Source organism: Caenimonas sp. SL110 (assembly GCF_001044395.1).
GTDB lineage: Bacteria > Pseudomonadota > Gammaproteobacteria > Burkholderiales > Burkholderiaceae_C > Ramlibacter.
In genome coordinates this window covers 29215-41241 of record NZ_JANU01000013.1, presented here as the reverse complement: position 1 = coordinate 41241, position 12027 = coordinate 29215, and the positions used below count along the sequence as shown (strand labels likewise).

Below are 12027 nucleotides of genomic sequence, written 5' to 3'. Positions count from 1 at the left end.
CCAGTCACCCGGCTGGATGAACAAGACACCGAACAAGACCCCAGGAGACTTCTTCCAAATGACCCCCATGAAAGCCACCTTCCGTCGCGGCCTGCTTGCCGCCGCCCTCGCAGCCATCGGCCTGGCCGCGCTGCCTGCCGCCGCGCAGGACATCCAGGAACGCACGATCAAGTTCGGCCACCTGAACAACACCGACCACCCCGTCAGCATGGGCGTGAAGCGCTTCGCCGAACTCGTCGCGGCCAAGAGTGGCGGCAAGATGAAGGTGCAGGAGTTTCCGTCCAACCAGCTGGGCAACGAGATGCAGCAGCAGTCGGCCTTGCAGGGCGGCGTGCAGGAAATGTCGGCGCCCGCAACCACTTCGCTGGCCGGCATCGTCAAGGAATTCGGCCTGGTCGATTTCCCGTTTGCGGTGGGCAATTTCGCGCAGGCCGATGGCTTGCTCGACGGCCCGTTCGGCCAGGCGCTGATCGCACGCCTGCCTGAGAAGGGCCTGGTCGCGCTGGGCTACTGGGACTTGGGCTTTCGCAATGTGACCAACAGCAAGCGCCCCATCACCAGAGCCGAAGACCTCGACGGCCTGAAGATCCGCGTGATTCCCAACCCGGTGTTCCTCGATACGTTCAAGGCGTTCAAGGCCAACCCGGTGCCGATGCCGTTTGCCGAGCTGTATGGCGCGCTGGAATCCAAAGCCGTGGACGGCCAGGAGAATCCGTTTGCGGTGATCCTGTCGAACAAGTTCTTTGAAGTGAACAAGTTCGTGAGCGCGACCAATCATGTGTACGCCGCCAACATCATCCTGGTGAGCAAGCGCTTCTGGGATCGCCTCTCGCCGGTCGAGCAGAAGATCATGAACGACGCGGCCAACGAAGCACGTCCTTACCAGCGGCAGGTCAGCCGCGCTGCGGCTGCAACCGCAGTGGCCGAACTGCAGGCCAAGGGCATGCAGTACAACGCGGTTGCTCCAGCCGAGCAGGCGCGCATGCGCGACATCGCCAAACCCGTCACCGAGAAGTTCTCGGCCAGCTACGACCCTGCCATCGTCAAGCTGTACAACGACGAACTGGCACGGGTGCGCCGGTGATGCGCGCACCGAAGATCCTGGTGCTGCACGGCCCGAACCTCAACCTGTTCGGGCGCCGTGAGCCGCACATCTACGGCACGACCACGCTCGCGCAGATCAACGAACGCCTGGGCGTGCTGGCTGCCGAACTGGGCGTGGAGATCGAAACCTTCCAGTCGAATCACGAAGGTGCGCTGGTGGACAAGCTGCACGAGAACATCGACATCGCCGCAGGCGCGCTGCTCAACCCCGCCGGGCTCACGCAGCATGGTGTGTCGCTTCACGATGCGATCAAGGCGATGCCGTTTCCGGTGCTGGAAATCCACATGTCCAACATCGCGGCGCGCGAGACCTGGCGGCATCACTCCATCATCGGGCCGGCTGCGAAGGCGACGATACAGGGGCTGGGTTGGCGGTCGTACACGGCGGGGTTGCGCGCGCTGACGGAGATCGTGCGGGAGTCGGATACGTCGGGCTGACACGAGTTGCCTCCCGGCTGTCATGCCGGACTCGATCCGGCATCCAGGAAGTCATGGATTGAAGGTCGAGCCCGTGAAGTCATGGATTGCGGGTCGAGCCCGCAATGACAGCCAACTTCTTCTCACGCAGATGTCCAACTGGCCGGCTTGCGGACTCCCATTTGGCTGTCATGCCGGACTTGATCCGGCATCCACCGCGAAGCGGCTCCGCCCTGCCGACCGTATACTTCATGAATGAACGAACTGGTACATACCAGGGGCGCCAAACGCGCGGCACCAGAAGCTGCCGCCAGGCGCACCAACGATCCGGCACGCACCCAGGCCAACATCCTGGAAGTGGCCGAGGCCGAGTTCGGCTCCAAAGGGCTGGCCGGCGCGCGCATCGACGAGATTGCTGCTGCCACCAAGACCAGCAAGCGGATGATCTATTACTACTTCGGCAGCAAGGAGGGCTTGTACCTCGCCGTGCTCGAAGAGTCATACCGCCGCGTGCGCGACGTCGAGTCCGAGCTGCACCTGCAGGACCTCGAGCCCGAAGAGGCGCTGCGCCGCCTGGTCGCCTTCACCTTCGACCATCACCTGCAGCACGAGAACTACATTCGGCTCGTGATGTCAGAGAACATCAACCGGGGCCAGTTCCTCGCGCAGAGCCCGCGCATCCAGGAGCTGAACGTGCCGGCGATTGCCGCGATCCGCAATCTCTACGATCGCGGCGTGAAGGCGGGCCTGTTTCGCAAGGGGCTCGATCCGGTCGATATCCATGCGTCGATTTCGGCCCTGAGTTTCTTCAACGTGTCCAACCGCTACACGTTCGGGCTGATCTTCAAGCTCGACATGCAAAAGGCCTCGTACATCGCGCAGCGCCGCGACAACGTCGTCGAGATGATCGTGCGCTTCGTGCGCAAGTAACCACCTCCGCCCCCACATCCCGACCTTCTTCAGGCCAGCCAGCGCGCATCGGCCGGGATTGGTGTTTTCCCTCGTTTTAAAACTAACCAGTCCGTACAAAATACCGGACAGGAGACAACGCGTGCTTCAAAAGCTGATCGACCTTATCTGCCGGCTCTTTTCATTCCTCATGGTGGTGTGTCTCGCCCTGATGGTGGTGATGGTGTTCGGCAACGTCGTGCTGCGGTACGGCTTCAACTCCGGCATCACGGTCTCTGAAGAGCTGTCGCGCTGGCTCTTCGTGTGGATGACCTTCCTGGGCGCGCTCGTCGCGCTGCGCCACCACGGCCACCTGGGCACCGACTCGCTGGTTTCTCGCCTGCCGGTCGCCGGTCGCAAGATCTGCCTGGGCCTGTCGCATCTGCTCATGCTCTACATGTGCTGGCTGATGGCAAGCGGCGCGTGGCAGCAAACCCTCATCAATCGCGGCACGACCAGCGCGGTGATGGAAGCGTCTATGGCGTGGCTCTACGCCAGCGGCCTGGTGTTCGCAGTGCTGGCAGTCATCGTGCTGATGCATGAGTTCTGGCGGCTCATCTCCGGGCAGATCGCCGACGACGACCTGATCGCCATCATCGAATCCGAGGAAGACGTGGCGCACCCCAACCCGGCTAGCGCAGTCGCAACTGCAAACGCAAACGCAGGGGTGACGCGATGACCATCACCATCTTCCTGGGCGCCCTGCTGGTTGCCATGGCGCTGGGCGTGCCGATCGCCTTCGCATTGCTGGCCACGGGCGCGGCCCTGATGTGGCACATGAACATGTTCGACGCGCAGATCCTGGCGCAGAACACCATCGAAGGCGCCAACAGCTTTCCACTGCTTGCCGTGCCCTTCTTCATGCTGGCCGGCGAGATCATGAACGCTGGCGGGCTGTCGCGGCGCATCGTCAACCTGGCGATGACGCTGGTCGGCCACGTCAAGGGGGGCCTGGGCTACGTGGTCATCATCGCGGCGGCGCTGATGTCGGCGCTCTCGGGTTCGGCAGTGGCCGATGCGGCAGCGCTCACGGCCCTCTTGCTGCCGATGATGCACAAGGCGGGGCACAGCACGACGCGCTCGACCGGCCTCATCGCCTCGGCCGCCATCATGGGTCCGATCATTCCGCCCAGCATTGGTTTCGTGGTGTTCGGCGTTGCAGCGAATGTGTCGATCTCCAAGCTGTTCCTGGCGGGCATCGCGCCGGGCCTCATGATTGCCGCGGCCCTGTGGATCACCTGGTGGTGGCTGGTGCGCAGCGAAGACATTGCACCCAAGCCACGCGCGAGCAAGCAGGAAATGCTGCGCGCATTCAAGGACGCAACGCTTGCCCTGGGCCTGCCGGTGATCGTGGTGGTGGGCCTGAAGTTCGGCGTCTTCACGCCGACTGAAGCGGCCGTCGTGGCCGCCGTCTATGCGCTGGTGATCGCCATGTTCGTGTACCGCGAACTGAAGTGGTCGCAGCTTTACGGCCTGTTCCTGGCCGCTGCGCAGACGACCGCCGTTGTGATGTTCCTGGTCGCAGCTGCGATGGTGTCGGCCTGGATGATCACCGTGGCCAACCTGCCTGCCGAACTGATCAGCCTGCTGCAGCCGCTGCTCGATAACCCCAAGCTGCTCATGCTGGCCATGATGCTGGTGACCATCCTCGTGGGCACCGCGATGGACATGACGCCCACCATCCTGATCCTCACGCCGGTGTTCATGCCACTGGTCAAGGCCGCCGGGATCGACCCGGTGTACTTCGGCGTGATGTTCATGGTGAACAACGCCATCGGCCTCATCACTCCACCGGTGGGCACGGTGCTCAGCACGGTGGCCGGCGTCGGCAAGGTCAGCATGGACACGGTCACCAAAGGCGTGATGCCTTTCATGATCGCGCAGTTCATCGTGCTGGGCCTGATGATCGCTTTCCCTCAGCTGGTGATGGTGCCGGCGAAGTGGCTTTACGGCTGATGCACGCGGCCGGATTTTTCATTCACAGACAGGAGACAAAACCATGAAGAGACTCACCTTGAAAAGCCTCGTCGCCGCACTGGCCGTTGGCGTTTTTGCTGCAACGGGCGTGGCGCACGCACAGGTCAAGACGATCAAGTTCGCCAACCAGAACGCCAAGGGCCACCCCATCGTGATGGGCATGGAAAAGTTCGGCGAACTGGTCGAGGCCAAGTCGGGCGGCAAGATGAAGGTCACCGTGTTCCCTGGCGGCGCACTGGGCAGCGACCAGGCCAATGTGTCGGCCATCCAGGGCGGCACGTTGGAGATGGCTTCGATGAACTCGGGCATCTTCGCCAGCATCGTGAAGGACTTCGCGATCTACGACTTCCCTTTCCTGTTTGGCAACGCGAAAGAAGCCGACGCCGTCGTCGATGGCCCGTTCGGCAAGTCGCTGCACGCCAGGCTCGAAGAAAAGGGACTGGTGGGCCTGGCCTACTACGAACTCGGTTTTCGCCAGATCACCAACAGCCGCCGCCCCATCACCAAAGTGGAAGACATTGCCGGCCTGAAGCTGCGCGTGATCCCCAACCCGATCAATGTGGACTGGGTCAGCGCGCTGGGCGCGAACCCCACGCCCATGCCGTTTCCCGAGTTGTACGCCGCGCTGGAACAAAAGGCGGTCGACGGCCAGGAGAACCCCTACGCCACCATCAACGGCGCGAAGTTCTACGAAGTGCAAAAGCACCTGGCCATCACCAATCACCAGTACAACCCGCAATCGGTCGTCATCAGCAAGAAGTTCTGGGACACGCTGTCTGCTGACGAAAAGAAGATCGTGCAGGACGCAGCCAACGAATCGGCGAAGTACCAGCGCGAGCAGTCGCGCAGCGCCGCAGCCGGCATCCTGGACAACCTCAAGAAAAACGGCATGCAGGTGACCGAGCTGCCCGCCGCCGAAGTCGCCAAGCTGCGCGAGAAGATGAAGCCGGTGATTGCCAAGCACTCGGCCAGCGTGGGCGATGCCACGGTAAAGGCCGTGATGGCCGAACTGGACAAGGCGCGCAAGTAAGCACCCGAGAGGAAACGGCGAACCATGCTCATCGACGGCTCCACCGAGCTCATCGCGCACATCGGATACCCCACGCACGCCTTCAAGGCGCCCATGATCTACAACCCGTACTTCGAGTCGGAACGGATCAACGCGGTGGTGGTGCCGATGGCGTGCAAGCCCGATGACCTGGCGGACGTTGTTCGCAGCATCTTCAGGCTGGACAACGTGCGTGGCGCGCTCATCACCATGCCGCACAAGGTCAGCGTGCTGGCGCACCTGGATGAAGTCACACCCGCGGTTGAAGTGGCCGGCGCATGCAATGCCGTCAAGCGCAGTCGCGGCGGCAAGCTGGTTGGCGACATGTTCGACGGCGAGGGCTTCGTGCGCGGAATGCAGCGCAAGGGCATGCAGGTCGAGGGCGCGCGCGCACTGGTGGTCGGCTGCGGCGGGGTCGGGTCTGCGATTGCCGCATCGCTGGCTGCGGCAGGCGTGCGTTCGATTGCGCTGCACGATGTGCAGGGTGCATCGGCGGATTTGCTGGCACGGCGTATATCGCAGCACTTTCCCAGAGTCGACCTGCGGGTCGGCAGCAACGATCCGTCGGGCATGGACCTGGTGGTGAACGCCACGCCGCTGGGCATGAACGCGGGCGACGCCATGCCCATGGATGTAGCGCGAATTTCGCCGCAGGCCTGGGTCGGCGAGGTCGTGATGAAAACCGAGATGACAGCGTTTCTCGCAGCCGCACAGGCGCGCGGCTGCCGGGTACAGATCGGCACCGACATGCTGTTTGAAATGATTCCGGCGTACCTGGAATTTTTCGGCTTTCCCACGACGAGCCCAGACAACCTGCGTTCGCTGGCAAGGCTGCAGTACTGAAAGGCCATCCATGAGCGATCTGCTGGTTATTGCAGGACATGCGCGCGAGCCGCAGCAAGCCTCGTTCAGCGATGAGGACAACCCCATCGGCCTGGACGGCCTGGAGTTCGTGGAGTACGCCACTTCGCAACCACAGGCGCTCGGGCAGGTGCTGGAAATGGCGGGATTCAAACCCGTTGCGCGCCATCGCTCGCGCGAGGTGCTGCTGTACCGCCAGGGACCGATCAACGTGGTGGTGAACGCGCACGGTCGTGTTGCGGATTCAGGCCCCGCCGATCGCGTTGCACCCGCCATCACCGCGATGGCCCTGCGCGTGCGCGATGCCCGCGCCGCTTACCAGTCGGTGCTCGATCGCGGTGGCTGGGAAGTGCCCACCCACCCGCAGGCGATGGAGCTGAACATCCCTGCGATCCACGGTGTGGGCGGCACGCGAATCTACTTTGTGGATCGCTACCGAGAGTTCTCGATCTACGACGTGGACTTCATTCCGATTCCGTCGGTGGACGCGCATCCCGCGCCCGTCGCAGGCATGCACTTCTTCGGCGTCGTGCAGTACATCGGCGAGGGTCGCAGCGCCGACTGGATCGAGTTCTACCGGGAGCTGCTGGGGCTGAAACTGATTCCCGATGAGCAGCGCTTTGGCATCCTGCCTGCGGGCAAGCTGCTGCGCGCACCCGCAGTCGACGCGGCCAACGGATTCATGCTTCAACTCATCGAGCCCGCGCCCGATTCGGCAGACAACCGCGAGCGGCTGGAGCGCATCGGCCTGGGTGTGAACGACGTGCTGGGCGCGGTGCGCGCACTGCGTGCGCTCGGCATGGAGTTTGTCGAGACCGGGGCAACGCACACCGAAAAGCGGGGCGCGATCAGCAAGACCTACCTGGGCGGCGTGTCGTTCGAACTCGTGCACAGCGAGCGCGCGCCAGCGCCTGCCGCCAAAGACCCGACATGACACACGCGAGCAGCCTGCGGCATGCACTGGCCGATTTCGGCATGGACACCATCACGCTCGCGGGTCCGCTCGCAGCCAAGCTCGATGCCATGCAGGCGGCAGGCTTCACGCAGGTGATGCTCAAGGCCAATGACCTGGTCGGCCACGCTGCCGGCTGGCAGGCTGCTGCACGCGAGGTGCGCGCCAGCGGATTGCGCGGCACGGGCTTCCAGGTGCTGCGCGACTTCGAAGGACTCTCGGGTCACCTGCACCAGTACAAGGTGGAGATCGCCCGGACCATGCTGGAGATGTGCGCGGCCCTGGGCTGCGATGTGCTGCTGGCGTGCTCGTCCACATCGACCCATGCCACGCAGGATCTCGATGCGATCGCGCGCGACCTGCGCAAGCTTGCGATGCTGGCGATTCCGCATGGCATTCGCATCGCCTACGAAGGGCTCTCGTGGGGCCGCACCATCAACGAGTTCACCACCGCCTGGGACGTGGTGCGCCGCGCCGATTGCCCCAACCTGGGCGTGTGCCTCGATTCGTTCCACATCCTGGCGGCCAACACGCCGCTGGATGCGATCGACCACATCGACCCTGCAAAAATCTTTCTCGTGCAGCTGTCGGACTTCATGTGGCAGGCAACGCCCACCTTTGAGGAACGCATGGCGACCGCACGCACCTATCGCGTGTTCCCGGGCGAGGGCGTGCACACGGCGCAGCTGGTGGAGATGATGCTCAGGCTGGATGCGCTCGGCTACACCGGCGACTACAGCTTCGAGGTATTCAACGACGACTATGTGCAGATGCCGTTGCCGTTTGTGGCCGAGCGTGCGCGCCGCTCGGCGCTGTGGCTGGGCGAGGACGTGCTGCGCCGCGCGGACCCGCTACCCAACCAGCTCAGGCTGCGCGATCGCAAGGCAGCGTGATCGTCACCGTGGTGCCGACGCCCGGCGCGCCGGCGATTGAAATGGCGCCATCGTGCTGCTCGACCAGCGTGCGCGCGATGGCCAGGCCGAGCCCCGCGCCATCGCCGCGGGCCATGCCCTCCACGCCCTGCCAGCCGCGCTCGAACGCACGCGAGAGTTCGTCCTGCGTCATGCCCTTGCCGTTGTCGCGCACCTCCAGCGTCAGGCTGGAGCCGGCACGTTCGGCGCTCACACGCACCTCACTGCCCGGCGGCGAATACTTGATGGCGTTGCCGATGAGGTTTCCCAGCACGCGCAGCATCTGTGCGTAGTCGATGCGTATGGTCGCGCTGGGCAGCACGCCTGCGACGATGCTGATGGACGCACGCTCGGCAATGGGCGCCATCATGCTCATCGCATCGCGAGCAAGCTCGGCACTGTCAAACGGCTGGAACCCCTGAGCCGCCGGCGCCATGAGCGCATTGGTGGACAAGAGGCTGTCCGCCATGGTCCGCATGGCCTCCACCGCCTTGAGCATGCGCGCCGTGGTGCTCTCTTGCTGGCCGAGCAACGCGCGCTGCACGACCTGGGTTCCAAGCGACAACACCTGCAGTGGCGTACGCAAGTCATGCGCGACAACCGCGATGACTTCCTCGCGCGCGAGCGCAAGCGCATTGGCCCGCGCAGCTTCGATGCGCGCGGCTGCCAGGGCGCTTCGCAAGCCCAGCTCGCGCGCTGCCGATGCACCGAGCTGGCGCATGGTTTCGATCTCATCGGCTGTCCAGGCGCGGGGCCGCATGTCGATCACACAGAAGCTGCCGATGACCTGCTCATCCACAAAGATCGGGATGCCGATGTAGGAGCGCACACCCAGGGACTGGACGGTGGGCACGGCGCGCCACACCTCGTGAGCGTGCGTGTCGTCGATGACCAGCGGCCCATCGCCTTCCAGCGCGTAATGGCAAAACGTGCGGCCTGCTAGCTGGCGCTCTTCGGCCAGCGGCGAGCCGAAGCCGTGATGGCTCTTGTAGAAATCGCGATCGGCGTCCACCACCGACAGAAAAGCCGCTGGCGCCCCCAGCAGTCGCGCAGCCAGCCGCGACAGGCTGTCAAAGGCCTCTTCGGGTTGCGAATCGAGCAGGCGTGAATGCTGGACGGCCGCCAGCCGGACCGCAGATCCCACCAGGGATTGGATCGTTGCTGTATCGGACAGGGGGGTGCGCCGAACGGTGCGCAGGGCTGTCATGGTCGGTACGTCTATGGCCATGTGGGGTGTCGAATCATTTGACCACATGCAAATTGGATGTGCGTGCCTCGCGCACGCAAAAATGCTGGCGCCGCTATGCTCGGCGCACCCGTTACAAAGGTCCCCGGATGAAACGTATCTCCTTGCGCTGTTTCCTCTCGCTACTGGTCATGCTGGCACCAGTCGCAGCAGCTGCACAGGAATGCGATGCGCGCTATCTGAAGTCGCCCCAGTTCTCCGCGAAAGACTGCACCTTCCAGAACCCGCCCAACCCGGACCTGAAGCCCCACCGGTCGGCCTGGGCGATCTGGTCGCGGATGCTGCTGGAGACCAAGCACGGCACGGTGCCGGTGGACCCGGTGCCCGTGCGAATGCTCGACAGGGCCGCGCTCGCGGCGCTCGACGAGCAGTCCAACCACATCATCCGGCTGGGCCACTCGTCGCACCTGCTCAAGCTGCGCGGCAAGTGGTGGCTGATCGACCCGGTCTTCGGGTTGCGCACCTCTCCTGTCTCATGGGCCGGCCCCAAGCGATTTCATGTGCCGCCGGTTTCGCTGGACGATGTGCCGGAAATCGAGGGACTCATCCTGTCCCACGATCACTACGACCATCTCGACGTGCCGACGATCGAGGCGTTGAAAGAGCGCGTCAAGCGCTACTACGTGCCGCTGGGTGTGGGCGCGCGATTGCGTGACTACGGCGTGGCTGCCGACCGCATTGAAGAGTTCGACTGGTGGCAGGAGCGGCAGGTGGGCGACGTGCATCTCACGGCCGCGCCTGCGCAGCATTTTTCGGGCCGCACGCTGACCGATCGCAACAAGACGCTGTGGGCGGCATGGGGCATCAAGAGCGGCAACGAGCGTATTTTCTACAGTGGAGACTCGGGCTACTTTCCGGGGTTCAGGGAAATCGGCAAGCGCCTGGGCGCCATCGATATTGCCCTGATGGAAAACGGCGCCTACGACACCTACTGGCCCACCGTTCACATGTCTCCCGAGGAAACGGTGCAGGCTTTCCAGGACCTGGGCGCGCGCACGCTGTACCTGGTGCACAACAGTACCTTCGATCTCGCCTTCCATACCTGGAAAGACCCGCTGGAACGCGTCGCTGCGCTGGCGCAGAAAAAAGGCATCAACCTCGCCACGCCCGAAATCGGCGAAGTGCTCACGCTGGGCAAGCCGCGCGAAAACCGCAGGTGGTGGGAAGGGCTGCGCTAGGAATCCGCACCGCTGTATTGAGCTTCGCTCACGGGCTCCAACCAGTCGGAGGTTTTGCCGTCCTGGTGCTCGGTGATCGCCACATGGCTCATGCCCTCGGTTGCAGTGGCACCGTGCCAGTGTTTCTCATCAGCAGGAATCCAGACCACATCGCCGGGTCCGATGGCCTGCACAGGCCCGCCCCAGCGCTGAACGAATCCGGCGCCACGCGTGACAACCAGCGTCTGGCCCAAAGGATGCGAGTGCCACACCGTGCGCGCGCCCGGCTTGAAGCTGATGTGGCCGCCACTCACGCGGCCCGGGCTGTCGGCGCGAAACGGCGTGTCGATCTCCACGGTGCCGGTGAAGTAATCAGCCTGTCCCCGGATCAGCGGCTGCTCGCCGCTGCGCGTGACTTTGAGGGGTGCGTCGTTCATGGCCTGGTTCCTTGCGCCGAAGTATGCAGGGCAATCGCGAGCCGCGCGCCGACTTCGGCGTTGTGCTTGACGAGCGCAATGTTGGTCGCAAGGCTGCGCCCTTGCGTCAATGCCTTGATACGGGCCAGCAGGAACGGCGTGACGGCTTTGCCGGTGATGCCCTGCGCTTGCGCCTCTTCGAGCGCCGCCTGCGTGATGGCATCGATCTCGCCTGCAGGCATCTGCGCGGCTTGCGGAACTGGCGTGCTCAAGACCACGCCGCCCGTCAGCCCAAGGTCCCATTTCGTGCGAATGAAACGCGCCTGATCGGCTGCATCGTCCCGCCGATAGTCCGCGCGAAAGCCGCTGTCGCGCGTGTAGAACGCGGCGAAGTTGTCCTGCCCGCAGCTGAGCACCGGCACGCCGTGCGTTTCCAGGTATTCGAGCGTGAGTGCGATGTCCAGGATCGACTTGGCGCCTGCGCACACAACGGCAACGGATGTGTTGGCCAGCTCCTGCAGGTCCGCCGAAATATCGAATGTTTCCGATGCGCCCCGATGCACGCCGCCAATGCCACCCGTCACAAACACCTCGATGCCTGCAAGCGCCGCGCAGATCATGGTCGCTGCCACAGTCGTCGCGCCCAACTCGCCGCTTGCCACTACCGCCGGCAGGTCGCGCCGGCTCACCTTGTGGGCATGGCCGGAGCTGCCCAGCAATTCCAGCTGCCCATCATCAAGCCCGATGCAGATGCGCCCATCGATGACAGCAATCGTGGCGGGCTCTGCACCCAGCTCGCGAATGATGGCTTCCACTTCGCGCGCGGTGCTCACGTTTTGCGGCCAGGGCATGCCGTGCGCAATGATGGTCGACTCCAGCGCGACAATGGCGCGGCCTTCGGCTTGCGCCCTGGACACCGCCTCACTAAACTTCAAAAACCGGTTCATGCCTTGCACGTGGAAGCCCTCCATCAACGGGAATCTACAGCCT

General features: G+C 63.9%; 13 protein-coding genes. 10 read left to right on the top strand and 3 right to left on the bottom strand.

Going from position 1 to position 12027, the window contains the following annotated elements; translation table 11 throughout:
* Window positions 1-67 precede the first annotated feature (67 nt).
* The 9 genes from AQ12_RS08495 (at window position 68) to AQ12_RS08455 (ending at window position 8200) form a co-directional block, all read left to right on the top strand.
* On the top strand, window positions 68-1084 hold the full coding sequence (locus AQ12_RS08495) for a TRAP transporter substrate-binding protein (RefSeq protein ID WP_048439461.1): 1017 nt from the start codon (window positions 68-70) through the stop codon (window positions 1082-1084).
* On the top strand, window positions 1084-1542 hold the full coding sequence (locus tag AQ12_RS08490; protein ID WP_048439460.1) for a type II 3-dehydroquinate dehydratase: 459 nt from the start codon (window positions 1084-1086) through the stop codon (window positions 1540-1542). The genes AQ12_RS08495 and AQ12_RS08490 overlap by 1 nt, the downstream gene beginning before the upstream one ends.
* A gap of 234 nt (window positions 1543-1776) precedes the next feature.
* Window positions 1777-2451: a TetR/AcrR family transcriptional regulator gene (locus tag AQ12_RS08485; protein WP_048439459.1), complete on the top strand. Its 675-nt coding sequence runs from the start codon at window positions 1777-1779 to the stop codon at window positions 2449-2451.
* A gap of 121 nt (window positions 2452-2572) precedes the next feature.
* A complete protein-coding gene (locus AQ12_RS08480) occupies window positions 2573-3148 on the top strand; it encodes a TRAP transporter small permease (RefSeq protein WP_048439458.1) in 576 nt (191 codons plus the stop codon).
* Entirely contained in the window at window positions 3145-4425 is a 1281-nt protein-coding gene (locus AQ12_RS08475) for a TRAP transporter large permease (protein ID WP_048439457.1), read from the top strand. Before AQ12_RS08480 ends, AQ12_RS08475 begins: the two co-directional genes overlap by 4 nt.
* 43 nt (window positions 4426-4468) lie before the next feature.
* Entirely contained in the window at window positions 4469-5476 is a 1008-nt protein-coding gene (locus AQ12_RS08470) for a TRAP transporter substrate-binding protein (RefSeq protein WP_048439456.1), read from the top strand.
* Between the two features lie 24 nt (window positions 5477-5500).
* Window positions 5501-6337 (top strand): shikimate dehydrogenase, encoded by an 837-nt coding sequence (locus AQ12_RS08465; protein ID WP_048439455.1) that lies wholly within the window; start codon window positions 5501-5503, stop codon window positions 6335-6337.
* Between the two features lie 10 nt (window positions 6338-6347).
* Window positions 6348-7289: a VOC family protein gene (locus AQ12_RS08460; RefSeq protein ID WP_048439454.1), complete on the top strand. Its 942-nt coding sequence runs from the start codon at window positions 6348-6350 to the stop codon at window positions 7287-7289.
* Window positions 7286-8200, top strand: a complete 915-nt coding sequence (locus tag AQ12_RS08455) for a sugar phosphate isomerase/epimerase (protein ID WP_048439453.1) — start codon at window positions 7286-7288, stop codon at window positions 8198-8200. Before AQ12_RS08460 ends, AQ12_RS08455 begins: the two co-directional genes overlap by 4 nt.
* Here the strand turns inward: AQ12_RS08455 and AQ12_RS08450 are convergent.
* Window positions 8172-9362: a GAF domain-containing sensor histidine kinase gene (locus tag AQ12_RS08450; protein WP_238587682.1), complete on the bottom strand. Its 1191-nt coding sequence runs from the start codon at window positions 9360-9362 to the stop codon at window positions 8172-8174. The genes AQ12_RS08455 and AQ12_RS08450 overlap by 29 nt on opposite strands.
* Window positions 9363-9553: 191 nt before the next feature.
* On the opposite strand from AQ12_RS08450, the gene AQ12_RS08445 reads away from it, so the two are divergent.
* Complete coding sequence (locus tag AQ12_RS08445) at window positions 9554-10642, top strand: MBL fold metallo-hydrolase (protein WP_048439452.1); 1089 nt, start codon at window positions 9554-9556, stop codon at window positions 10640-10642.
* Here AQ12_RS08445 and AQ12_RS08440 read toward each other — a convergent pair.
* Together AQ12_RS08440 and AQ12_RS08435 are read right to left on the bottom strand one after the other, a co-directional pair.
* Window positions 10639-11058, bottom strand: coding sequence for a cupin domain-containing protein (locus tag AQ12_RS08440; RefSeq protein WP_048439451.1), 420 nt, complete (start codon window positions 11056-11058; stop codon window positions 10639-10641). The two genes, AQ12_RS08445 and AQ12_RS08440, sit on opposite strands and share 4 nt — an antisense overlap.
* A complete protein-coding gene (locus AQ12_RS08435; RefSeq protein WP_369799002.1) occupies window positions 11055-12008 on the bottom strand; it encodes a pseudouridine-5'-phosphate glycosidase in 954 nt (317 codons plus the stop codon). The genes AQ12_RS08440 and AQ12_RS08435 overlap by 4 nt, the downstream gene beginning before the upstream one ends.
* Window positions 12009-12027: the final 19 nt, after the last annotated feature.